The sequence below is a fragment of the Streptomyces tubercidicus genome (assembly GCF_027497495.1).
GTDB lineage: Bacteria > Actinomycetota > Actinomycetes > Streptomycetales > Streptomycetaceae > Streptomyces > Streptomyces tubercidicus.
The window spans coordinates 5589779-5613161 of sequence record NZ_CP114205.1; the positions used below are offsets into that span (position 1 = coordinate 5589779).

At 69.9% G+C, this 23383-nt stretch carries 15 protein-coding genes; 1 reads left to right on the forward strand and 14 read right to left on the reverse strand.

The window, feature by feature from the left end:
- Positions 1 to 2: 2 nt before the first annotated feature.
- The 11 genes from STRTU_RS24295 to STRTU_RS24345 all read right to left on the reverse strand — a co-directional run bounded on the left by STRTU_RS24295 (position 3) and on the right by STRTU_RS24345 (position 20417).
- Positions 3 to 7997: a toxin glutamine deamidase domain-containing protein gene (locus STRTU_RS24295; protein ID WP_159746136.1), complete on the reverse strand. Its 7995-nt coding sequence runs from the start codon at positions 7995 to 7997 to the stop codon at positions 3 to 5.
- A 96-nt stretch (positions 7998 to 8093) separates the two neighbouring features.
- Positions 8094 to 8591 (reverse strand): hypothetical protein, encoded by a 498-nt coding sequence (locus STRTU_RS24300; RefSeq protein WP_159746138.1) that lies wholly within the window; start codon positions 8589 to 8591, stop codon positions 8094 to 8096.
- 107 nt (positions 8592 to 8698) lie between these two features.
- Complete coding sequence (locus STRTU_RS24305; protein WP_159746140.1) at positions 8699 to 9067, reverse strand: hypothetical protein; 369 nt, start codon at positions 9065 to 9067, stop codon at positions 8699 to 8701.
- Positions 9068 to 9226: 159 nt separating this feature from the next.
- Complete coding sequence (locus STRTU_RS24310) at positions 9227 to 10024, reverse strand: maleylpyruvate isomerase family mycothiol-dependent enzyme (RefSeq protein ID WP_159746142.1); 798 nt, start codon at positions 10022 to 10024, stop codon at positions 9227 to 9229.
- A gap of 36 nt (positions 10025 to 10060) precedes the next feature.
- Positions 10061 to 12067: an APC family permease gene (locus tag STRTU_RS24315; RefSeq protein WP_159746144.1), complete on the reverse strand. Its 2007-nt coding sequence runs from the start codon at positions 12065 to 12067 to the stop codon at positions 10061 to 10063.
- Positions 12068 to 12313: 246 nt separating this feature from the next.
- Complete coding sequence (locus STRTU_RS24320) at positions 12314 to 12718, reverse strand: RDD family protein (protein ID WP_159746146.1); 405 nt, start codon at positions 12716 to 12718, stop codon at positions 12314 to 12316.
- 404 nt (positions 12719 to 13122) lie between these two features.
- The gene (locus STRTU_RS24325; protein ID WP_159746148.1) at positions 13123 to 14067 is read right to left on the reverse strand and encodes an oxidoreductase; all 945 of its coding nucleotides are present in this window, start codon (positions 14065 to 14067) and stop codon (positions 13123 to 13125) included.
- A gap of 177 nt (positions 14068 to 14244) precedes the next feature.
- Positions 14245 to 14619 carry a nitrite reductase small subunit NirD gene (gene nirD, locus STRTU_RS24330; RefSeq protein ID WP_159746150.1) on the reverse strand — a complete coding sequence of 125 codons (375 nt, stop codon included), beginning with the start codon at positions 14617 to 14619 and terminating at the stop codon, positions 14245 to 14247.
- Between the two features lie 17 nt (positions 14620 to 14636).
- Positions 14637 to 17342 (reverse strand): nitrite reductase large subunit NirB, encoded by a 2706-nt coding sequence (gene nirB, locus STRTU_RS24335; RefSeq protein WP_159746152.1) that lies wholly within the window; start codon positions 17340 to 17342, stop codon positions 14637 to 14639.
- Between the two features lie 205 nt (positions 17343 to 17547).
- Positions 17548 to 19653, reverse strand: coding sequence for a glycoside hydrolase (locus tag STRTU_RS24340; protein WP_159746154.1), 2106 nt, complete (start codon positions 19651 to 19653; stop codon positions 17548 to 17550).
- An 83-nt stretch (positions 19654 to 19736) separates the two neighbouring features.
- Positions 19737 to 20417, reverse strand: coding sequence for a DUF899 family protein (locus STRTU_RS24345; RefSeq protein ID WP_159746156.1), 681 nt, complete (start codon positions 20415 to 20417; stop codon positions 19737 to 19739).
- 442 nt (positions 20418 to 20859) lie between these two features.
- Between STRTU_RS24345 and STRTU_RS24350 the strand changes: the two genes are divergently transcribed.
- Entirely contained in the window at positions 20860 to 21621 is a 762-nt protein-coding gene (locus STRTU_RS24350) for a hypothetical protein (RefSeq protein ID WP_159746158.1), read from the forward strand.
- 41 nt (positions 21622 to 21662) lie between these two features.
- On the opposite strand, the gene STRTU_RS24355 is transcribed toward STRTU_RS24350, so the two are convergent.
- The 3 genes from STRTU_RS24355 to STRTU_RS24365 all read right to left on the reverse strand — a co-directional run bounded on the left by STRTU_RS24355 (position 21663) and on the right by STRTU_RS24365 (position 23369).
- Positions 21663 to 22049 (reverse strand): VOC family protein, encoded by a 387-nt coding sequence (locus STRTU_RS24355; RefSeq protein ID WP_159746160.1) that lies wholly within the window; start codon positions 22047 to 22049, stop codon positions 21663 to 21665.
- 199 nt (positions 22050 to 22248) lie between these two features.
- A complete protein-coding gene (locus tag STRTU_RS24360; RefSeq protein ID WP_159746162.1) occupies positions 22249 to 22536 on the reverse strand; it encodes a DUF397 domain-containing protein in 288 nt (95 codons plus the stop codon).
- The gene (locus STRTU_RS24365; protein ID WP_159746164.1) at positions 22533 to 23369 is read right to left on the reverse strand and encodes a helix-turn-helix domain-containing protein; all 837 of its coding nucleotides are present in this window, start codon (positions 23367 to 23369) and stop codon (positions 22533 to 22535) included. The genes STRTU_RS24360 and STRTU_RS24365 overlap by 4 nt, the downstream gene beginning before the upstream one ends.
- Between the last annotated feature and the right edge of the window lie 14 nt (positions 23370 to 23383).

The following is a 23383-nucleotide window of genomic DNA, read 5'->3' on the forward strand; positions in this document are numbered from 1 at the left end:
TCTTACTCCGAGGCGGGTGGCTCGAATCCTTGTGGCTCTTGCCTTCGATAATCGCGATTTGAGAAGTGGTAGCGGCCAGAGAAGCTGGGTATGTCCCTGAGTATACAGTTGCAGTTTGCGCAGGCCGGAGCCGAGTCTCCCGGAGTGAAGTCGGGATTGTCCCTGCTGGGGTTCTTGAACCAGCGGGGGTCGAACCGCATTTCCTTCAGAACTTCGCGATCGAGTTCGCCTTCTTGCTGCCGCTGACGCGCCCACAGCAATTCGTTCACGGCCTTGACCTCGGCGTGCCGCAACGGCTGGTCCTCGTGAGCTTGTCCCTCCAGAATCCAGTCGACCCTCTGCCCCGGAATGGGCCTACCGTTTTCGTCGGTCGCGGGCCTCTGGGTGGGCACGTCCGGTGAATCCATCAGTGGATGCATCCACACGGCCATGTCCATGTAGTTGTCTCGCAACAACGGATGGAGGTGTTCCGGTGGAATGAGGTTCTTCGCCGTACCGTTGACGCCCTCGGTGATGATTCCGGTCCGAAGGTCGATCGCAAGGGCCGAGCACGGACCTTCACGTTTCGTCGATCCCAGCTCTGCGTAATGCAGAGCGCGCTGATGGGAAAGCTCCTGAAGATATTGCTTGACCGGCTTCTTGTCGATCTCCGTGATCAGCTCATTCTCGATGGTCACCCGTTTGGGGTCGATCGTTTCGACAATGGAGCCCCGAGATTTGTCCAGCTTGAACTTGGGGTCGCTGATATCCGGTGCGTCGCCCGGGTCCTCGACGTCCCCGAAGTCGATGGGAACATCAACCCGCTCGTCGCTCGCCGACAGGGGCTTGTGCCGCTCGGTGGGCTCGTCGACTTCGTCGCCCTGGTCTTCGTCGTGGTCGACCGTCTGGTCTGCTTCCTCTTCCGCAGGGTCGGCAGGAGGCTTGTTGTCGTCTTCGTGCTGCGCGGTGTCGGGATCGTCGCCGGACGGCTCGGCCGGCCCGTTGGGTTCGGGCTGGGTGAGGTTCTCAGGGGTCGGTGTTGAGGTCGGCTGGCCGGTGTCGGGGTTCTCGTGGTGCGAGTCCGGTGTGGGTGGCTGGCTGCCGGGTGCCTCGGGCCTGCCGTAGATGAACGGATTGCGGTCGTGGCGAAGGGCGTTGGCGAGGTGTTGCGAGACGCTCGCGCCTTGGCCCTTGGGGGCACCTTCGTGATTGCTGGAAGTGGTGGACTCCTGCTTATCGGTGGGCGCATTCTCCGGCCCCGTAGTGGAGTCCTTGCCGGTAGACGCCTTGTCCGGTGCAGTGTCGTCGGCGTCACTGGGCGACTCGTCTGCCGGGGTGTCGTTGTGTGGAGCGGGAGTGTCCTCGGGCTTGGATTCCGCCTGCTTGGTGGGGGTGTTGTCGGGCTTGGGCTCCGTCTGTTCGGTGGGGGTGTTGTCGGGCTTGGGCTCCGTCTGTTCGGTCGGCGAGTTCTCGGGCTTCGCCTCCGCTTGTTCGGTGGAGGTGTTGTCCGTGTTGGTTTCGGTCTGTTCGGTGGTGTCGGAGTCCTGCTTGGGCTCGGTCTGCTCGGTTGCAGACTCGCCGTCGGGCTTGGGCACCGCCATGTCCGCGTGGAGGGGCTGGCGGTTGGCGTCCAGGGGGATGTAGAAGGCGTGCGTTGCCTTGGAGATGTGGATGGGGTCGTGGCTGACCTGTCCGGTCTGGGTGTCGATCCAGACGATCTTGCCGTGGTAGTTCACGGCGTTGAAGGCATGGCCGCCGCCCCCGGGCTTGGGCCAGTTGACCTGGACGATCGCTGCCGACCCGTGACCGGCCTTCAGGAGGTCATTGGCGATACGGGCGGCGGTGTTCGGGTCCTTGCCCTCTCCGGCGTAGCTGTGCTTGGCGCCGCTCCAGCGAATCTGGTTCTCATTGGACGCCCGCTCCGGGGACCAGGTGTCGGGCTTGCCGTCCTTGTCGGTGTCGGGAGTACGGGGTGCGGAGACCTGCGGGTTGCCGAACCAGGTCTCCAAGAAGGAGCGGGAGCAGTCGGCGCAGTTGTTGCTGCGGCCGGGGACGGTGTTGCCGCCATCGTTCTGGAGCTGGGCCCACGAATCGAAGGGGTTGGCGAAGCGCTGCGGGGTGCCGTCCTCGTTGCGCGGCATGGCGTTTTGCAGCGCCTGCTGGTCCTGAGGGTTCGGAGGAAGCAGACCCTCGGGGTGGTGGTCGAGATCGTTGCGGATCGCGCCGTGGGTGGTGGGGTTCTCCTGCTGGTTCTGCGGAGGTGTGGGGTTCTCTTGGCTGACGGGCGGCTGCTCGTGGGGCGGCTGTTGTTGGTGGGGCTGGTGCTGGTGGGGCTGTGATTGCTGCGGCGTCTGCTGCTGCGGCGTCTGCTGCTGGTGGGGCTGTGACTGTTGCGGCGTCTGCTGTTGGGTGTGTGGTGCCTGCTGTTGAGGCGTTGGCTGCTGTGGCGTCTGCTGCTGTGGTGTGGGCTGTTGTGGCACCTGCTGCTGGTGAGGAACCTGCTGCTGTGGCGTTGGCTGCTGCGGTGCCTGCTGTTGAGGCGTCGGTTGCTGTGGCACCTGCTGCTGAGGGGGTGTGTGACTCTGCAGCGTGGGCTGGTGCTGCTGCGGCTGTTGCGCGTAGGGGTTTGGCTGCGGCTGCTGGTTCTGTAGGTGCGGCTGCTGCTGGTAGGGGTTCGGTTGTTGCGGCTGCTGCTGCGGTGTGGGCTGCTGGTTGTACGGGCTTGGCTGCTGTTGCGGAACCTGCTGCTGGTGTTGCTGGTATGGGCTGGGCTGCTGCTGGGCGTACGGGTGCTGCTGATGCGGCTGTGCGTAGGGAGCAGGCTGCTGTTGCTGGTACGGGTTGGGCTGCTGCTGCGGGACCGGCTGCTGGTGGTGCGGTGCCTGCTGTTGGGCGTGCGGGCCGGGTTGTTGGTATGGCTGGTTGTAGGGGCTCGGTTGCTGTTGCGGTGCCTGCTGCTGGTGCTGTTGGTACGGGTTGGGCTGTTGCTGGGCGTATGGGTGGGCCTGCTGGGCCTGCGCCTGGGCCTGCTGCTGGGCCTGCTGTTGGGCCTGTGCGTGTGCTTGGGCTTGTTGTTGGTTTTGGGTTGTGGTGGGGATGAAGGGCTGTCGGTTGGCGTCGAGGGTGAGGTGCCAGACTTTTGCGGCTTGGGTGTGGATGGGGCGTTTGCTGATTTTGCCGCTTTGGCTGTCGACCCAGACGACTCGCCCGTTGTGGTTGACGGCGTTGAAGACGTGTGAGCCGCCCAGTTCGCCGTTGGGCTTGTTCGGCCAGGCGACCAGGACGGCTGCTGATGCGCCGTGGCCGGCTTGGCGGAGCTCGTTGGCTATGTTGCGGTAGCTGTCCTTGGATTTGTTGCCGGAGGAGCGGAATCCGGTGCCTGCGAACTGTTCGATGTGGACGGCGCCGTCGCGTTCGCCGGTCCTGTCGTCGATGCCGCCCTGGCCGTCCGGGTCGAGGGTGCGGGGTGCGGAGACCTGGGGGTTGCCGTACCAGGAGTCCATGAAGGAGCGGGTGCAGTCGGCGCAGTTGTTGGATCGGCCGAGTACGCCCATGCCGCCGTCGTTCTGCAGTTGGGCCCAGGGCTGGAAGGGGTCGTTGAACGGCCGTGGGGTGCCGTCCTGGTGCCGTGGAAAGCTCGCCTCCAGCGCGCGCTGGTCGCTTTGGAACGGCATGTGCAGCCCGTGCGGGCGGTGGTTGAGTCCGCTGCGTACGTCGGAGTTCCTTCGGACGTGCGGGGGCTGCGGGACCGGAGTGTGGCCCTGGGGATGCTGGTTCGGCGGTTGCTGCGCGTGGTGGGGGTTCTGTTGCTGGTGGTGCGGCGCCTGCTGGTGGTGGGGAGCCGGCTGGTGGTGCGGCGCCTGCTGCTGTGGGGGCTGTTGGTGCTGGGGCGCGTGCTGCTGCGGGTGCTGCTGAGGGGGCGTGTGACTCTGCAGCGTGGGCTGATGCTGCTGCGGCTGTTGCAGGTAGGGGTTTGGCTGCGGCTGCTGGTGGGGCTGCTGGTGCTGTACGTGCGGTTGCTGCTGGGCGTATGGCTGCTGCTGGTAGGGGTTCGGTTGTTGCGGCTGCTGCTGCGGCGGCGTCGGCTGCTGGTTGTACGGGCTCGGCTGCTGTTGCGGAACCTGCTGCTGCTGGTGCTGCTGGTACGGGCTCGGCTGCTGCTGGTTGTACGGGTGCTGCTGATGCGGCTGTGCGTAGGGAGCAGGCTGCTGTTGCTGGTACGGGTTGGGCTGCTGGTTGTGGGGGCCGGGCTGGTGCTGCTGGAACGGACCCGGTTGCTGCTGGTGATGGGGGTAGGGCTGCTGTTGCGGGCTCTGCTGCTGCGGCTGTGGCTGCTGGGTGTGTGGTGGCTGCTGGTTGTACGGGCTTGGCTGCTGTTGCTGTGCCTGCTGCTGGTACGGGTTGGGCTGTTGCTGTTGGGCGTACGGCTGGGGCTGCTGTGCCTGTGCCTGTGCCTGCGCCTGCGCCTGCGCTTGCTGCTGTGCCTGTGCCTGAGCCTGAGCTTGCTGTTGTGCTTGCTGCTGGTTGTGCTGTTGCTGGGGCTGGGCGGATTGCTGGGCGTTGGGGACGTAGGGCTGGCGGTTGGCGTCGACGGTGAGGTGCCAGACCCTCACACCCTGGGTGTGGAGGGGCTGGTGACTGACCGCACCGGACTGCGCATCGACCCAGACCACCTGGCCGTTGTGATTGACCGCGTTGAACGCGTGGGAGGAGCCGTCCTTCCACTCCACGACGATGATGGAGCCGGCGCCATGGCCGGCGTTTTGGAGGTCGTGGGCGATGCGCGCGTATCCGTCCGCCGTTCCTCCGGAGTGGCGTAGAGGTGTGTTGGCCCAGCGATTGATGTTCGCGATTCCGTTGCGTTCGCCCGTACGGCGATCCAGGGTGCCGTCGGGGTTGGTGTCCCAGGTGCGCGGGACGGAGACCTGCGGGTTACCGAACCAGGTCTCCAGGAAGGAACGGCTGCAATCCACACAGTTGTTGGACCGGCCGGGCATGACCGGACCGCCGTCGTTCTGGAGTTGGGCCCACTGCTGGAAGGGATCCGGGTGGCGGACGGGCGTGCCGTCCGGATGCCGGGGTACCGCGCCAGCAAGCAGCTGCTGATCGATGGTGCGAGCCCGGAGCAGCCCGTGGGGGCCGCCCTGGAGTTCGTTGCGGATCCGGTCAAGGGAGTGCGGCGCGTCCGGAGGCAGGCCATCGTTGATCAGTGGCTGGTGTACCTGCGGGGGCTGGTGCGGAGCGGACTGCTGGTGCTGGGGCGCGTGCTGCTGCGGGTGCTGCTGAAGGGGTGTGTGACTCTGCAGCGGGGGCTGGTGCTGCTGCGGCTGTTGCGCGTAGGGGGTTGGCTGCGGCTGCTGGTTCTGTACGTGCGGCTGCTGCTGGGCGTATGGCTGTTGGTGCTGCGCGTATGGCTGCTGCTGCGGGTGGGGGAAGTTGGGGTTCGGTGCGCCGGGGCTTTGGGCGTCCGGGCGTGACGGGGCCTGGTCGGGACCGTCGGCCTGAGGCCGGTCCGTATGGGGCGAGTCCGACTGCTGGGCCGCATCCGGGTGCGTGGTGGTACCGCTCGGGTCCGCAGGGGCCTGCGGGTGGCTGTCGGCCTGGTCAGGCGAGTCCGGGCGATGGGGATCGGAGTTCTCGGGCCGGGAGTCGTCGTCGCGGGCGGGGCCGTCGAGACGAGGGTTGTGCGGGGGGCGTTCGGGGGTGGGCTGCTCGGTGTGATCGCGGACGATCTGCGAGCCGTCGGGGCGGCGGTTGTTGCCGGGGGGTGTGGTGGGGGTGTCGCGACGGGGACCGTCGAGGCGCGGGTTATAGGCGGGGCGGTCCGGGGTGGGCTGCTGGGTGTGGTCCTGGATCGCCTGGGAGCCGTCGGGGCGGCGGTTGGGGCGTGGGGAAGCGCTTCCGTTCCCGTTCCCGTTCCCGTTCCTGTCTCCGTTTCCGGTCCCGTTCGCGTTCCTGCCCGTGTTGGTGCCGTTGTGGGGTGGGGCTGTGGTGGGGCCGGACTGGGGTGGGATGGCGCCCGTCATCGTCGGGCCGTTGGCCTGGGGGACGTTGGGCTGTGCGGCCTGTTGGTGCGGGGTGGGGGCGGCGGGTGTGCCGGAGTCGGCGGTGTGCTGGGTGGGCGGGGGCATGGTGGCGGTGCCTGCGGACTGGGTGGTGACGGTGGTGTCGTCGTCCACGGTCGGCATGGGGTCGCCGGGGGCGGGGTCGCGCTGCTGGATCGGCTGGCCGGACGAGGGGGAGTGCTGTACGGGGGCGCCCTGGGGAGCGGAGCCGGCGTGCGGCATGGAGGGGCGGCCGCCGCTGCCGGTGGAGTTGTCCCCGTTGTTGCCGTTGCTGTCGGGGGAGCCGGTGGAGTTGTCGGCGGAAGAGGGCGGGTTGCCGACGACGGGGTCCGGTGTCGGCGACGGGTCCGGGGCCGGAGTCGGCTGGGCGGTGTCGGGGTGTGAAGGCCCGCTCGCCTGGGGTGTGTCCGGGCCGGCGGAGTCCGGGGTGTTGTCCGGAGCCGGGGCCGGGCGTGCACCGTCCGGGGTGTTGTCCGGGGCCGGTTGGGTGGTGACGTTGTCCGAGTCCGGGCGTACGGCCTCAGGGGTCGTGTCCCGTGCGGGCTGGGTGCTGATGTTGTCCGCGTCCGGGCGGGACGCGTCGGGGGTGTTGTCGGGGGCGGGCTGGGTGCTGAACGAGTCAGGGGACGGGCGGGAGGCGTCTGAGCTGGGGCCGTCCGAGTCGGGGGTGGGCCCGTCGTCCGCAGTGGGGCCGGAGTCGGAGGTGGGGGAGGTCCCGTACGGGCTGTCGTTGTTGCCTGCGTAACCCTCGTCGAAGGGGGAGCGCTGGTCGGGCGGCGGAAGAGGTTGGGCGTCAGGGACGTTGGGGGTGGCGTCCGGGCTGTTGGAGGGGCCCGAGTCGGAGTCCGCACCGGAGTTGTTGCTGCCGTCCGCGCCTACGTTGTCCGAGGCGCGGGGGGAGTGGCTGGTGGAGCCGCCGCTGTCCGAGCCGCCGCGGGTGTCGCCGCCGCTGCTGCCGCCGGAGTCACCGGACGCGCTGCCGGAACCGCCCCCGTCGGAGCCGCTGCCCGAGCCGGACGCCGAGTTGCTGCCGGAGCCGCCACCGTCGGCCCCACTACCGGAGCCGCCATCCGACCCACTACCGGAGCCATCTCCTGCCCCGCCACCATCGGATCCGCTGCTGCCGGATCCGCTGCCGGAACCGCTCCGCGAGCTGCCGGAGCCGCCATCGCTGCCGCTGCCGCCCGAGTCGCTGTGTTCGCTTCCGTGTCCCGCGGCGCTGTCCAGGCCGCCGCGGGCGCGGCGGCCTGCGCGGCTGCCGGCGCCGTCGCGGAGGCTCTCGCCGAGGGTCTCGCCGGTGTTCTTGAGGGCGTCGCCGGCGGCCTTCTTGCCCTCCTTGGCGGTGCGGCCGAGGTCGTAGCCCTTCTGGGCGCCGAAGTTCTGGTTGACGGTCTGGGTGATGAGGTCGGAAGCCATGGCCTGCAGTGCGGAGATCACCGGCTCCTTGGCGGCCTCCATGATCGCTTGCAGGAGCTCCTTGGCGACCTTCTTGAGGATCCTGCGGACCGCCTCACGTGTCGCCAGCGTGGCCGCCGCGCCCCCGATTTCGGACAGACCGAGCGTGAACGGGGCCGCGGCCTGCGCCGCGATGATCTCCGTGGCCAGAATCACCAGCTGGACAATCACGGCGACCTTCATGCCGAGGACCAGCATCGCGGCGGCCTCCAAGGTGAAGGCGATGATCTCGGCCGCCTCACGGGCATCGTTCAGATACCCCGAGTTGCCGCCGAGCTTCTCCCACGCCTTGCTGAACCCCTCGATGGCGTCACCGGAGTTCTCCCCGAGCACATTGCTCGCATAGGTCCTGCCGCGGGCCTGGTGCTCCGTGATCTCCGCCGCGAAATCACGCCAGACCTGCGCGCACTCCATCATTTTGTCTTCGTCCGCATGCGGCCAGTTGAAGCCGAGCATGTCCAGGACCCACTCAACGGCATTCGGTGGATTCAAAGACAAGGTGGAACTCCCCCGTGAAAAAAGTGCATTCAGGCACGGACCGGACGTGGCCCGGACGGGCCACTACGGCAAAAACTGTGGAGCGGCCGGCGGTGGCTAGTGGTGCCGCGCGGGCGTGATGGAGGTATGGACATTGGGGTCGACCGTCGGGTCCTGCCATGCCCTTTTGTTCTCGACGTGCTGCTTCATCAGCGAGTCGTTGAAGTCCTCGTTCTCCGCATGGTTTTTGGACATCGACTTCAGTGCCTTGCCGATCTCCTGGACCTTGGCGACGAGATGACCCATCGACTCGTACATGCCGTCCCGCACACCCTCATAGACGACACCGAAGTTCTCGCCGAGCTCGTCATCGCCCCACGGCGGGGCGCCGTTCTTGCTGTTGAAGGTCAGCAGACCGCTCAGGAATTGCTCGCCCTGCGACCTCTCGGGCGGTGCCTTCTCCTTGCCGTTGCTCGGCGGGCCGGCATTCAGCTTGTGCAGGCCGTCCATCAGCCGCGCGACCGACGATGCGAAGTCATCGCCGAGCTTGACGATGTTCGCCCCCTCGTGCTTGAGGCTCTCCACATCCGTCTGGAACCCGCCAGCGCCAGCCACAACATCCCCCGTGCTCGTACTGGTTACTTCATGCGATTCAAGCCAAAGTTTAACGGGCATCGCTGATCGCCCGCCAGGGCTCCCCTCCGGCGGGCGACCCGCCGGGCTCAGGAGCTGTCCGGGCGGTACACGTTGCGATAAATCTCCACCGCCGTCTCCTCGGGGAAGTTGGGCACGCTTGCCACCTGGCCGTCGATCTTGGAGATGACGATGTTGCTTCCCCCCGGGGACGAGGGGCGGCCAGTGGAGTCCGCGATTGCCGGCCAGCCCGCATGGATGAGGTAGCCGATGTCGAATTCATGCACGTACAGCGAGCTCGGTCCACCGGGTGAGCCGACCTCGGGGAAGTACTTTTGGCCGATCTCCAGCGCCTCTGCCTCATTTGTCGGCAGGGGCTCCGGCCCAAGCCGGGGACGGATCACGGGTGGCGTGGGGGGAAGGCTGGGGACGCTGCCCTGCGGGTGGTATTCGGTCATCGTGCTGGCTCCCTGTTGCTGATCCGGTGGATGGTCAAACTAACTCACGCCCTGGTGGGCCGATTGGTTCACGTCCGGGCGGCAGCAGTCGGCCGGCGAACCCGTGCTTTCACTGCTCTTCTGCGCAGCTCTCCACGGTGTCCGGTCGGCAGCAGACCCTCACCCGAACAGGACCCGCGCCAGCCAGAATTCCAGCAGTTCGGCGTCGCCGGTGATCTCGTAGGCGCCGCTGTCGGCGGGGGCGCGGCCGTAGATGAGGAGTAGGAGGTCCGTCAGGGGCGCGCGGACGGAGACGGCGGCCGGTTCCTGGGTGCGGCGCCAGGCGAGGGTGTCGCCGGTGAGGTCGACGAGCCAGTTGGCGGCCGCTTCCGGTGGGGTGTCCGTGGCCTGAAAGTGGAGGGTGCGGCCGGGGCCCAGTAGTTCGCGACGGTCGGGGTGGTAGTCGAACATCTCGGGCAGGGAGCCCAGTTCCATCCATTCGTCGAGGCAGTCGAGGGCGACCCGTGGGTCGACGGTGAAGTCCACGCCGAGGGTGAGGGTGGCGTCCGCTCGGTGCATGACCGTCTCGTGGGCCATGCGGCGGGCGAAGAAGCGCGGGGAGCCGGAGGGGAGCGGGGTCCAGATACGGGCGTCGGGGCCCGCGGCACGGAGGGTGTCCGCGAGGAGCCGGGCGCCCTCCGTGAGCCAGGCGGCGAGCGCGGCCGGGGGCTCGGTGGTGTCGCGGGGGAGGACTCTGAGCGCGGTGTCGGGTGGGGGCTCGGTCGCCCGGGTCCGGACGAGTTCCTCGACCCAGCGGTGCGCCTCGCCCAGATGCCGGAGCAGCTGGGCGAGGTTCCAGTCGGGGCAGGAAGGCACGATGGCCGTCAGGTTCGTGCCCTCGTCGATGCGGGAGGTCAGCAGCTCGGCCTGGTGGATGATTTCGGCGCAGTGGTCGGCGTAATCCATGGTGAGGTCCATGTCGTTACGGTAAGTGACGCCACTGACAATGGGTCGTCACCGCGTGTGAGTGCGCGGCGCCAGGCGAAAGCGAAGTCGGCAGATCGCCGCGTCGGTGTCCCGGCGGACCGCGTGCGCGACGACCGCGCCGCGCTGGTTCTGGAGCAGGCGCTGCCAGAGGTGGGCGGGTTCGGCCTCCGGGATCAGCACGGTGATGCGGGTGCCGGGGTGGCAGGCCGCCAGCCCGCTGACGTAGGCGGCGATGGGGCGGCCGACGGAGCGGGTGGCCGAGGGCAGTTCGAGGAGTTCCACGCCGGGGTTCCAGAGTTCCCAGTCGCGGCGGAGGGCCTCGGTGGCCGGGCGGTCCTCGGGGGTGTCATGGGTGACGGTGACCGCCACCACCTCGTCGCCCAGGGACACCGCCGCGTTCAGGGCCTCGCCGGTGAGCCGGGAGAGGTGCGAGACGGGGACGACGACCAGGGAGCGGGCGCGGCGCGGGGGTTCGGGGAGGCGGCCCAGGCCCAGGCACGCGCCGATCCGGGCATAGGCGCGGTGCACCGCCTCGAAGACGAGGACCAGGAGCGGCAGGGCGATGACGATCAGCCAGGCGCCCTCGGTGAATTTGGTGGCGGTGACGACGAGCGCCGAGACGCCGGTGAGCAGCGCGCCGACGCCGTTCAGCAGGGCCTTGCCCCGCCAGCGGGGCGAGCGTTCGCGCCGCCAGTGACGGACCATGCCGGTCTGGCAGATGGTGAAGCCGACGAAGACACCGATGGCGAACAGCGGGACGAGGGTGTTCATATCGCCGCCGGAGAAGACCAGCAGCAGGGCGGCGACGGCGGCCAGCGCCAATACGCCGTGGCGGTGCACCTGGCGGTCCGCCTTCAAGCCGAAGACATGCGGGAGGTAGTTGTCCCGTGCCAGTAGGCCCATCAGGACGGGCAAGCCGCCGAAGGAGGTGTTCGCGGCGAGGGCCAGCAGCACCATCGTGGCGAACTGGACGACGTAGAACGCCGCGTTGTGGCCGAGCGAGGCGTCCGCGAGCTGGGCGAGGACGGTGACGCCCTCCACTGGCTGGAGGTGGAAGCGGCCGATCAGGACGGACAGCCCGATCAGCATCACCCCGAGCAGGGCACCCAGCGCGACCTCGGTGCGCTGGGCGCGCCGGGCCGCCGGGGCCCGGAAGGACGGCACCGCGTTGGCGACCGCCTCCACCCCGGTCAGCGCCGAGCAGCCGGACGCGAACGCCTTGAGCAGCAGCAGCGCGCCGACCGCGGTGGCGTTGTCGGCGAGGACGGAGGCGTGTCCGTCGGCGGTGGCGGTGGAGACGGGGGCAGTACGGAAGAGGCCGACGGCGACCATCGTCAGGATGGCGCCGACGAAGACCGCGGTGGGAATCAGGAAGGCCCGTGCCGAGTCGACGATGCCGCGCAGGTTGATGGCGGTGATGAGGACGAGGACCGCCAGGCAGATCCCCACCCGGTCGTCGTAGAGGGCGGGAAAGGCCGAGGTCAGCGCCGCGACACCGGCCGTCACCGAGACGGCGACGTTCAGCACGTAGTCGAGGACGAGGGAGGCGGCGGCGACCAGGGAGGTGCGGCGGCCGAGGTGCGTCTTGGCCACGGCGTAGGAGCCGCCCCCATCGGGGAAGGCCGCGATCACCTGACGGTACGAGGCGACCAGGACGGCGAGCAGGGCGGCGATGGCGAGGGTGACGGGGAGCGTGAAACCGAGGCCGTAGCCGCCCGCCGCGGCCAGGACCAGCACGATCGACTCGGGGCCGTAGGCCACGGACGCCATGGCGTCGAGGGAGAGGGCGGCCAGGCCCTGGAGGGCGGTGAGGCGGTGGCGGGCGTCGGATTCGGAGGCCGGAGCGGTGGTGGGGGCGCCGGAGTGGGCGTGGCCGGGGGTGGCGTTGACGGCTGTGCCCGTGCGGGAGCCGCCGGGGCCGGGGCGGGACACGGGACCCGGGCCGGTGCCGCCGGGCCGGGTGGTGGTGACGGCGCTGGCGGCGGTATCCGGTGGTTCTTCCGGCCGGCCCTCGGGCTGGGATACCTGCGGCATTGTTCGTCGTACCTCCGTGCGCACCGTGCGGGACCAGGCCAGCGTGCGGGGCGCGACGGCCGCCACCCGCGGCCTTGGCGGCCCCTTGGCGGGCGGCGGCCGGTTCTTCACGGGTTCTTGACGCGGGGAGGGGCAGGGGAGGAAGCCGTCAGGTGCTTCCCCGTACGGGGAGCCGGCGGGGCGCCGGTGAAGTACCGGGCACACGCCCGCCGCTCCGCCCCGGCCCCGCGCCCCGCCCCGCCCCGCTCAGCGCCCGTATGCCGGAATGAGCGCCTGTAGGTCCTGGTAGCGGACCAGCCGGACCCCGCAGAAGTCCTCGGGGTCGTCCTCCATGTCGAAGCAGGCGGCGATGATCCAGACCACCAGGAAGAGGTAGCCGCCCAGCCAGCGGCGGAACAGCCGGGGGAGGCGCGGACGGCTGGCGTCCGCTTCGCGGACGACGCGGGTGCGGACGGCGAACTTGCCGAGGCTCGCGCCGGCGATCCGGGTCAGCAGCACATGGTTGAGGAACGACAGCCCGAAGGCCGCGCCGGCGACGGCGTAGAACGTCTGCAGGGCGGGCAGACCGGCGTGGTCGGCGGAGTTCAGGGCGACGTAACCGGCGATCAGGGCCAGCAGCCCGTCCAGGAGGATCGCCCCGAACCGGCGCATGTCCCCCGCTTCTTTGGGGACTCGCGGAGCCGCGGCCTGCGGCGGGTACGGGGAATGCGGAGCCGGCTGCGGGGGATACGGGTGCGACGGCCCCGGGTACGGCTGCGGCGATCCCGCATACGGCTGCTGCGGCGGTGCCGGGTACGGCTGTTGGGGAGGGCCCGGGTGGGGCGGCCCCTGATATGGGTGCGGCGACTCCCCGTACTGGGGAGCCTGCTGCGGTGACCCGTACTGGGGAGCGGCGGCTTGTGGCGGCCCCTGATACGGGTGCGGTTGATAGGGCTGTTGGTAGGGCTGCTGGGGCGGCGGGCCCTGCCGGCCGGGTTGCTGCGGAGAGAAAGGTCGCTCGTACACAGGTCCGGATCTTTCCATGCCGTACCGGTGTCGCCGTCGCGCCCGTCGGGTCAGAACGCCGCAGCGGGCCGTGCGAAGTCGTAGTGGACACCGGTGAGTTGCTCCGAGGCGGCCCACAGGCGTTCGCCGTTCGCGGCCTTCCTGGTCCAGGGGGCGCGGAAGGACGGGGCGGGGGCGCCGCGCAGTCCGCTGCGCGGGCCGATGAAGGAGCCCGGCCGCATGTGCGGGGCGGTGGCCGCGCAGAGCGTGCCCAGGGCGCCGCCGTCCGCGGACTGGGCGAGCACCCGGTTGGCCACGCCGACCATGCGCTCGGCAGAGGTGCGGCCCTCCATCCGGACGCCCGCGGTCGCGAGATTGGTGGCGGCGTATCCGGGGTGCGAGGCGGCCGCGACGACCCGCGAACCGGCCGCGGCCAGCCGCCGGGTCAGCTCGTGGACGAAGAGCAGGTTGGCGCTCTTGGAACGGCCGTAGGCGATCCAACGGCGGTAGGAGTGCTCGCTGTTGAGGTCGCTGTAGTCGAGGTCGGCGAGGGCGTGCAGCATGCTGGAGACGGTGACGACCCGGGCGCCGGGCGTGGCGAGGAGCTTGGGCAGCAGCAGCCCGGTCAGCGCGAAGTGGCCGAGGTGGTTGGTGCCGAACTGCATCTCGAAGCCGTCGGCGGTGGTGCGGTGCGGCAGGGCCATCACGCCCGCGTTGTTGATCAGCAGGTCGAGCCGGTCGCCGTCGAAGTCGTCGAGGGCGGCGGCGAAGTCCCGTACGGAGGACAGATCGGCAAGGTCCAGCGCCCGGAACTCGGCCTCGGCGGTGGGGACTTCGGAGCGCAGCCGCTCCAGGGCGGCGATCCCGCGCTCCTCATTGCGGCAGGCCAGCAGCACGCGGGCGCCCTTGCGGGCCAGTTCGCGCGCGGTGACATAGCCGATGCCGCTGTTCGCGCCCGTGACGACTGCCGAGCGGCCTGTCTGGTCGGGGATGTGGCTGGTGTTCCACCTGGTCACGCCTGCACTCCTCCGTAGGGGGCAACCAGGTTACGCCGCACGCTGGGGCGGATGGGGAGGGAGGGGCAGACGGGATGAGAGGGGCCGAGGGCCGGGTGTCCCAGGCGGCGGCCACCCGGTCCATCGCGGCCAGGCGCAGCCCTGGCCGGGCCCGTTCTCCACTACGGTGGCACGTTCTCAGCTGTCGCCCCCCGCCCCCACCCGTACGCGATACACCGGCACCGACACCGACGGATCGTCCAGGCAGCCGCCCGATGCCAGGTCGAAACGCTGCTTGAGCAGGGGCGATGCCACGAAGGGGCGGCCGTCGGCCGAGCCGGTCAGGCCGCGGGAGAGGACCTGGGCGCCGGTGAACGGGTCGCGGTTGGCGATCGCATAGACCTGCCCGGCGCGGTCGGTGAAGAGCGCGGCCTGGGTGCCGTCCGGGAGGAGCGCGGCGACACCGCGCCCCGGGAGGAGGTCGTCCAGGGTGCAGACCGCGACCCAGCCCCGGGGGCAGCGGATCTCCACCGTGACGGCCGTAGTGGCGGTATCGCCGGCAGCGATGCTCATCAGGCTCATCGGACTCATCAGACGGAAGCCCCTTCCAGGCTGCGTACGGGCAGAGTCGGGCCGGCCAGCAGCGTCAGGTCCGGCTTGACCTGGTCGCGCTCCGGCACGAAGCGGACGGACGGATCCGGTGCGTCGGGCGCGTTGACGAAGGAGACGAAGCGGGCCAGCCGCTCGGGGTCGGCGAGGGTCTCGGCCCATTCGTCGCGGTAATGGGTGACATGCGCGGCCATCAGGGCCTCCAGCTCGTCACCCAGCCCCAGGGAGTCATGGACGACGACATCCCGGACGTGGTCGAGCCCGCCGTCGATCCGCTCCAGCCAGGCGGAGGTGCGCTCCAGTCGGTCCGCCGTACGGATGTAAAACATCAGGAACCGGTCGATCAGCCGGATCAGTTCGGCGTCGCTCAGGTCCTGGGCGAGCAGATCGGCATGGCGCGGATCGGCGCCCCCGTTACCGCCGACGTAGAGATTCCAGCCCTGGGAGGTGGCGATGACGCCGAAGTCCTTGCCGCGGGCCTCCGCGCACTCCCGCGCGCACCCGGACACCGCGGACTTCAGCTTGTGCGGGGAGCGCAGTCCCCGGTAGCGCAGCTCCAGTTCGATGGCCATACGGACCGAGTCCTGCACGCCGTAGCGGCACCAGGTCTGCCCCACGCATGACTTCACGGTGCGCAGCGCCTTCCCGTACGCATGCCCCGACTCGAAGCCCGCGTCCACCAACCGGGCCCATACCTCCGGGAGTTGATCGACCCGGGCGCCGAACAGATCGATCCGCTGGCCGCCGGTGATCTTGGTGTAGAGGCCGAAGTCGCGGGCCACCTCGCCGATCACGATCAGCTTGTCCGGGGTGATCTCCCCGCCGGGGATACGCGGCACGATCGAGTACGAGCCGTTGCGCTGGAGGTTGGCGAGGAAGTGGTCGTTGGTGTCCTGGAGGGCGGCCTGCTCCCCGTCCAGGACATAGCCGTCGGCGCCGACACTGGGGGCGAGCGAAGCGATGATCGAGCCGACGGTGGGTTTGCAGATCTCGCAGCCGTCGCCGTTCCTCGCCTCCGGGCGGCCGTGCGAGTCCAGCAGCTCGGCGAAGGACGTCAGCCGCAGGGTGCGGACGATCTCGTAGAGCTCGGCGCGGGTGTGCGGGAAGCAGCCGCACAGCCCGGTGTCGATGGTGGCGCCGGACGCGGCCAGCTCGTCGTTCAGCACGGCGGTGAGTGACTTGACGCAACTGCCGCAGCCGGTACCGGCCTTGGTGCACTTCTTGACCTCGGGGAGGGTGCCGCAGGAGTGCTCGGTGACCGCCGCCCGGACCGTCCCCTTGGTGACGTTGTGGCAGTTGCACAGCACCGCGCTGTCCGGCAGCGCGGACGGGCCGAGCGCGGCGCCCCCGCCCCCCGACGCCCCGTCCGGCAGCACCAGTTGCTCGGCCGGTACCGGGGGAACGCTGCCGGTCAGCGGCCGCAGCATGCCGTACGCCTCGGCGTCGCCGACCAGCACCCCGCCCAGCAGCTCGCCCGCTGCGCCGATCACCAGCTTCTTGTAGACACCGCTGCGGGCATCGGCGTAGACGACGTCCAGACAGCCCTCGGTGGTGCCCTGCGCGTCGCCGAAGGACGCCACGTCCACGCCGAGAAGCTTGAGCTTGGTGGACAGGTCGGCGCCGGTGAAGCCCTCGGGGGTGCCGGTGCCGGTGCCGGTCTCGGGGAAGAGTGCGTCGGTGATGCTGCCGGCCGCCACCCGGGCCATGTCGTACCCGGGCGCGACCAGTCCGTAGACCCGGCCGTCGGCGGCCAGCGCGCACTCGCCGATCGCGTACACGTCCGGGTCGTCGGTGCGGCACCACTCGTCGACGACGATGCCGCCGCGTGCGCCGACCGGCAGCCCGCAGTCCCGGGCGAGCTGGTCGCGGGGCCGGACACCGGCCGAGAAGACCACCAGATCGGTCTCGATGACGGAGTCGTCCGACAGGCCCATGGCGGTCACCGCACCGGCCCCGTCCGCGACGATCTCCTTGCCGCCGACGCCGGTTTGCACCTCCAGGCCCATCTCCTCGACGGTACGGCGCAGCGCGCGGCCGCCGCCCTCGTCTACCTGGAGGGCCATCAGCCGCGGCGCGAACTCCACGATGTGGGTGCGCAGCCCCAGCCCCTTCAGCGCCCCGGCCGCCTCCAGGCCGAGCAGCCCGCCGCCGACCACCACACCGGTGCGGGCATTCTTGGCGTACTCCTCGATGGCGAGCAGGTCTTCGAGGGTGCGGTAGACGAAACATCCCGTGCTGTCCTTGCCCGGCACAGGCGGGACGAATGGGTACGAGCCGGTGGCCAGCACCAGGGCGTCGTAGTGGACGGTCAGCCCGGAGCGGGCGGTAACCGTGCGGGTGGTGCGGTCGACGGCCGTGGCGGGGTCGCCGAGGTGCAGTTCGATGCCGTGCCGGGCCAGGAAATCCGGCTCGGCGAGGCTCAGGTCGTCCGGGCTCCGACCGGCGAAGTACGAGGTCAGCTGGACGCGGTCGTAGGCCGGGCGGGGCTCCTCGCACAGTACGACCACCCGCGCCCGCCCGGTGACGCCGCGGTCGGCCAGCTCCTCCAGGAAGCGCTGGCCGACCATGCCGTGGCCGACGAGGACAAGAGTGGGGGTGGTGCCAGGCGCGGTGGCCGGGGTGGCGGCCGATGTGGTGGTCGGCGTGGCGGCCGGTGCGGCTTCCGGGTGCGGCGGCATCGAGGTCATGTTCCTCAGCCTGCGGTCCGGCTGTTACCCGCCCGCATCTGCCCTGTTTCCCGGGCGGAACGCTGCCCTCAGTGGCGGGCGGGCGGCCGTGTGAGGGCGGGGGAGCCGTGCGGGGGAGCCGTGCGGGGCGGGCCGCTCAGGCCCGCCCCCTGCCCCCTGCCCCTCGGGCTCCGGCTGAACCGGCTGAACCGGCTGAACCGGCCGGTCAGCCCGTCGCCGTCGCCTTCACCTGCGCCGGGCACAGCCGCCGCGGCTCCTTGTCCGTACGCAGCTTGGCGTCGACACAGCCGCCCGGCAGACCGTCGTGGGCCCGGCTGCCGAAGTTGGCGGTGACGGTCAGCGCGCCGTCGCCGAAGACGGTGCGCTGCACACTGCGGTCACCGGTCAGCCAGCGGAACGAGGTCAGCTGCTCGGTCCCGGCCGCGCGGTGCAGCGGCGAGAAGTACTTCTGCAGCTTGGCCAGCTCGGGCCCGTTCTTCTCCAGCGTCGGGCCGTCGAGGACGTAGTTGAGCGGGGTGTTGTAGAGCATCGCCAGCAGCGCCCGGGTGGTCTTCTGCGCCGGCAGCTTCTCGTACGACAGCTCCCACCGCTCCGCGTTGACCAGCGAGCCGTGCAGTGCGGTCTCGTAGAGCGGGGCGCGGTACTTGGGGTCGTACATGGCCTTGGCGAGCGCGGCGGGCAGCCGCACCGGCTTGAAGAAGGCGCCCGGGGCCTTCTCCGGGTAGTAGCCGCCCCAGGTCTTCCGGTCCTTCTCCAGCTTCCACAGGCCATCGGCGGCCGGGGTGCCCGAGCCGTGGTCGTAGGCCAGCACCTGGTTCGCCCAGGGCTGGGCCGACTCCGAGCCGAGGACGAGGTTCTCCGACAGCCGCCGCATCCGGGCCAGCCGCGCCTGGCGGTCCTCCGCCTTGGTCATCTCATGGCCCTTGCCGTAGTCGCGGAACACCTCGCCGGTCGCATCCACATCGAGGAAGTAGCTGTCCGCGCCGTTGGCGACCATCGTGCGGGTTCGGTCGGCGAGATAGTGCTTACTCGGTTCGGCCTTCTCGAAGGCGCGGGAGCTGAGATAGCAGCCACGGTCCCCGAAGCCGCCCTCCGGGGTGCCGTCCGCCTTCCGTATACAGAAGTCGGGGTAGACCCGGCCGGGCCAGACCGAGGTGGGGCTGTCGGCCTTCTTCGGGTCCTGCCCGTTGGCGAAGGTGTCGTACGGGCCGACGAGATAGCCCGCCTTCTTGGCGGCCCGCACCGCCGCCGCGTTCATCGGGTCCGGGCCCGCGTCGTACCCGAGCCACATCCGGTCCACGCCCAGCTGCTTCAGCCTGCTGACCCCTGAGGCGGTCCGGGCGTCGCCCCATACATAGGCGTGGAAGGCGCCGAGCAGCTTGCCGTTGGCCGGGTTCTGCCGGATCTTCCGGCGCAGGCTGCCGAGCTGTCCGCGCTGGGCGAGGTAGGAGCGGTAGTCGGCGGCGGGGGCGACCGGGTTGCCGTCGGTCAGGGCGAAGGAGACCTCGTAGTCACGGGTGCCCTCACCGGCGTCGAAGGCATGCGCGGCGGTGGCGCGCAGCCGTCCGCCGGTGGAGGCGAAGCGCAGCGAGGTCCCGATGTCGGTGGGCGTCAGATAGCTGACACCGGCCCCGCCGCCGGACGCGCCCTTACGGCCGCCGGACCCGCGCTCACCGCCGCCGGACGCGCCCTGACCGCCGCCGGACGCGCCCTTACCTCCGCCCATCGAGTAGCCCCACAGGGGGAGCGAGAACCCCTCGCCGACATCCACGGAGCTGCCGTCCAGCCCGCCCTTCTCCTCCCCACCGTTCCAGAACGCGTCCCGTACGGGTATGTCCAGGCCCTCCCCGCGCGGCAGTTGCAGAGCGGACGCGGCCCGGTCGGTGCCGGTCACCGGCCAGTTGACCGACCCGTCACGGTCCGCCCGCAGCTTGATCCGCAGCCGCCCGCGCTCCGAACTGGCCGTCACCTTCAGCCCCTTGGCCGGGTAGCTCCAACTCGCCCCGTCGCCCGTCCGCGTCACCGGCCCCGGTTTCCCGAGCCCACCGCCGCCCGCCGGACCGGACAGCACCAGCTCCCGCCCGCCCGCGGTACGCGCGTTCACCGCCAGCGAGGCGGTATCGACCACGGCCGTACCACCGGCCACAGGCAGTTCGAGCCGACTGCCCTCCAGCGTCCCGGCGGCGGCACTGTCACACCCGGCCACCCCGAAGGTGGTCGCGGTGAGGGCCAGGGAGGCGGCTAGGACGCGGGTGGCGGTGGTCCGGCTACGGGCGGTGTCCCGGGGGGACTTGGAAACGTCGGATGTCATGAGGACTGGATAGTCCCGGCTTTTAAGAGGGTTCTAAGAAGCCGCCTCATATGGCGAGTCCGCGGTGGGCGATGAGGAGCCCGCTAATAGCGGAGCGATGGGTACCAGTCGCCGCGGCCGTTGGGCGTGAGGTCGAGCAGGTGCCATACGGGGGTGAGCAGATCGATGCCGCGCTCTTGGATGTCGTCGGCCATGCGGGGGTGGACCGAGTAGGCGTGGCGGACCGCTCCGGTGTCGTCGCGGGTGAACACCGACACCGTCGAGTCCTGGTTGCCGTCGGCGTCCTCGCTGCCCAGGTCGTATTTGAAGGTGCTCGCCCCGGCGCTGAGCAGCCGCAGATTCGTCCACTGCCGGTCCCGGGCGTACGCACGCAGCTCCGGCAGTTCGGCCGCCGCGACGACGGCGAAGTCGGCGTTCTGCGTGATGTGGTCGACGATCCCGTTGAAGCCGTCGATCCACATCGTGCACATGGGGCAGGCCGGCTTCTGCTGCTTGCCGAACATGAAGTGGTAGACGATCAGGTCGCGTCCAGGCGCGCTGAACAGCTCGCTGAGCCGCACGGACCGTGCCGGTTCGTCCCCGGCGTGCAGATCCGCCGGGCCCTCCTCGAAGACGTAGTCGTCCACGACGGGCCCAGCCGGCAGCCCCCGACGCAGTTCGGCGACCCGTTCGCGTCGGCGCATCAGCTCGATCTCGGCCTGCCGCAGCTCTTCGCGGGCCTCGGCGTACTCGGCCGGTTCCCCGGCAAGACGGGTCTGGCGCATCGCATCTCCTGGACGACTCCGGGCACGCAGCCGCTGTCCCCGGCCGCCATCTGCTGTGTCCGCCATTGTTGGCGCACGGGCAGCGCCTCGCCAGGCGGGGCGGCCGGACGGGGGACCTCCGGTGCAGAACGCGTTCCGGGCACCGAACGTGTTCCGTCTGCCCGCCCCGGCCAAGCGGAGCGCCTCACGTCGCCGTCGCGAACGGCCTCGGCCAAAGGCTGACGCAAAACCGCCACTTTGCTATTCGTTGACTTGGTCTTGACTGTCAATTGACGATAGCGTCCAGCCCAGATCGGGCGATCCCGGTCAGGGCCGACCCAGCGTCCGAGGCTTCCCGTGCCGCAGTCGTATCCGTGCTCAGGCCGCAGAGTTGGCCGGGCCGGCCCAGCACTTCATCTGCTCCCCGGCTCCCCGTGGGCCGTTGGATGTCACCGGAGGATGCATGACCTCTCGTATAGCTGCCGCCATCGCCACCTGCGCGCTGAGTCTCGGTGCCCTCGCCTCGGGTGCGGGCGTCGCCGCCGCGGCCCCGTCGGCCCCCGCGGGCGACGCGTCCTCGCTCCGGCCGGCGGTCGACGCGCGCGCCGCGGCCGTGGACCGGTGCAGCTACCAGGTGGTCCGCTCCCACGACTCCCGCTACGTCTACTCGGTGAGCGGGGTCTTCGGCGACGGCGCGCGTGAGCTGACGCCCCAGAAGGAGGACTACGTGAGGTTCTCCGGCGACTGGCGCAAGGTCGTCCAGGTCGACGCGTGCGCGGGCGTGCGCGGTCAGGCCCCCACCGCGCTCCGCGTCACGGGGAAGCTGGAGCGCCCTGAGAACTACGATCCGTCCGTACCGCGCACGATCCACAGCAACGACCTCAAGCCCGCCGCCTCTTCGGTGATCCCGAAGGCGCCGGAGCTGACGTCCGTCGACCGCCTCGACGCGGCCACCGTCCGCGTCACGTGGAAGCCCGCGCAGGGCAACCCGGACCAGGTCGTCCTGATGGAGCGCAAGCCCTTCTACTCCAGCGAGGTCGGCGTGTGGCACCCCAACACGTTCCAGTGGGACGTCCGGGCCGGTGCCACTTCGATGGACCGCAAGCTGGAGCGCGACGCCGACATTCCGTCCGATGCCCGCGCCCACTCCTACTGGATGCGCGTGATCAAGGGGGGTTTCGTCAGCGACCTGCGTGCCGAGAAGCCGGTCACGGTCGAGCCGTAAACCGTCTGCCCGGTGCCGCCGTCCGCCTCCCGCCGGAGGTCCTAGGCGTCGGCGCCCTGCGGATACCAGCGGAGCTCGACGGTGTTGCCGTCCGGGTCGTTGACGTACAGGGACTGGCCGTTGCCACGGGCACCGAAGCGCGGCCCGGGGCCGTCGACCACCGTGAACTCGCCCGAGTCGACCACCTCCTGCCAGTCGAGCGGCTCGACGACCAGGCAGAGGTGGTCGACATTGGAGCCCTCGCGCGGCCCCTCGGCGAGGTCGAGGATGGTCGCCGGGCTCACCCGCACAGAAGGGAAGGGCACCTCGCCCGCGCGCCAGTCGTCCACGCGGACCGGCTCCAGACCGAGCTGCCCGCAGTAGAAGGCGAGCGACCGCTCGATGTCGGCGACGTTCAGCACGAGGTGGTCGAAGGCGATGACGCGCATGGGGGGCTCCTCCGGGTTGCGGACGCGGATGCGGATGCGAACGCCGGGCCCCGGGCCCGGCGCGGCAGATCGTTGTGCAACGAACCTATAGTCCGGGCAGCGGGCCCGCGATCGGCCGTTGGTCCTGCTCCGCCGGGCCGCTGCACTGGTCCACCGGTCCTAGTCCGCTGGTCCTGGTCCTGGTCCGCCCGTCGGCCCGTCAGGCGGTGAACTGCCCGCGCTTGACAGCCGAGACGAACGAGGACCAGCCGCGCGCGGGGAATATGAGCGCGGGTCCGTCCGGGTCCTTGCTGTCGCGGACGGGGACGAGGCCGTGGGGTTCGGTGAGGCCGCGGGAGAATTCGAGGCAGTCCCCGCCGCTGGCGTCGCTGTAGGACGACTTGACCCAGGTGAAGGTACGGGAGAACTCGACGCAGTCCCCGCCGTTGGCGTCGCTGTAGGACGACTTGAGCCACTCGGCTCCGGCGAGATTCAGGGCGGCGCTCATGCGCGGTACTCCTTCAGCAGAGTTTTAATCAAGGCCACTGATCGATCGGGGGCCAACGCGTGTGCCCTGAGCAGATCGTAGTCATCCAGGGCGGCGTCGACCGTTTGTGCGGAGTCGTGCATCCTGCCTCCTACCCGGGTCTCCGTGTAGAGCACCGTGCGGGAATCTGTGAAGCGGAGCACGGTGAAGGGTCGCGTGGAAGCGGCAGGAGCACCTGCTGAGAACGGCATGACCTGGAGCCTGATGTGTGGCGAGGCGGCGGCCGTCAGTAGATATTCAAGCTGTCCGGCCATAACCCCGGGGCCCCCTACGACCGTTCGCAAGCATGCCTCATGCACGATGGTCCACAGGGAAGGCGGTGTGGGCAGCTCGAACACATCCCGCCGCCGCAGGCGTGCGGTGACCTTGCCTTCGATCACCTCAGCTTCTTCCTGGGAGAAGTACGCCTCGAAGATCGCTTGTGCGTAGCTCTCCGTCTGGAGCAGGCCCTTCACGATATTTGTCGAGTAGTCCAGAATCCGCGACGCCTTCCGCTCCAGGTTCAGATACGGCACGAACCAGCTCGGGTGATCCCCTTCCTCGATCCTCCGCAGCAACCCCGCGAACAACTCCCCCGTCCCGAAGGTGAGATCGCAGCCCTTGGCGAACTTCTCGCTGGGTCGGGGCAGCAGCGTGCCGGATTCGACCTTGCTGACGTAGCCCTCGGAGTAGCCCGTGGCCCTGCCCAGTTGCTTCTGGGTGAGCTTGCGGGCGAGCCGTACTTGTTTGATGTCGCGCCCGAAGCGCTCTAGCGGATTCAAGTGCTCGGGCGGGGTCGTTTCGTCCAACGCCATGACCTCTCGGCATG

Bases quoted from the DNA above. Each gene is read 5' to 3' on its own strand.
- STRTU_RS24305 (WP_159746140.1), bottom strand. From the start codon at position 9,067: ATGACCGAATACCACCCGCAGGGCAGCGTCCCCAGCCTTCCCCCCACG.
- STRTU_RS24310 (WP_159746142.1), bottom strand. From the start codon at position 10,024: ATGGACCTCACCATGGATTACGCCGACCACTGCGCCGAAATCATCCAC.
- STRTU_RS24315 (WP_159746144.1), bottom strand. From the start codon at position 12,067: ATGCCGCAGGTATCCCAGCCCGAGGGCCGGCCGGAAGAACCACCGGAT.
- STRTU_RS24320 (WP_159746146.1), bottom strand. From the start codon at position 12,718: ATGCGCCGGTTCGGGGCGATCCTCCTGGACGGGCTGCTGGCCCTGATC.
- nirD (WP_159746150.1), bottom strand. From the start codon at position 14,619: ATGAGCATCGCTGCCGGCGATACCGCCACTACGGCCGTCACGGTGGAG.
- nirB (WP_159746152.1), bottom strand. From the start codon at position 17,342: ATGACCTCGATGCCGCCGCACCCGGAAGCCGCACCGGCCGCCACGCCG.
- STRTU_RS24340 (WP_159746154.1), bottom strand. From the start codon at position 19,653: ATGACATCCGACGTTTCCAAGTCCCCCCGGGACACCGCCCGTAGCCGG.
- STRTU_RS24345 (WP_159746156.1), bottom strand. From the start codon at position 20,417: ATGCGCCAGACCCGTCTTGCCGGGGAACCGGCCGAGTACGCCGAGGCC.
- STRTU_RS24350 (WP_159746158.1), top strand. From the start codon at position 20,860: ATGACCTCTCGTATAGCTGCCGCCATCGCCACCTGCGCGCTGAGTCTC.
- STRTU_RS24355 (WP_159746160.1), bottom strand. From the start codon at position 22,049: ATGCGCGTCATCGCCTTCGACCACCTCGTGCTGAACGTCGCCGACATC.
- STRTU_RS24360 (WP_159746162.1), bottom strand. From the start codon at position 22,536: ATGAGCGCCGCCCTGAATCTCGCCGGAGCCGAGTGGCTCAAGTCGTCC.
- STRTU_RS24365 (WP_159746164.1), bottom strand. From the start codon at position 23,369: ATGGCGTTGGACGAAACGACCCCGCCCGAGCACTTGAATCCGCTAGAG.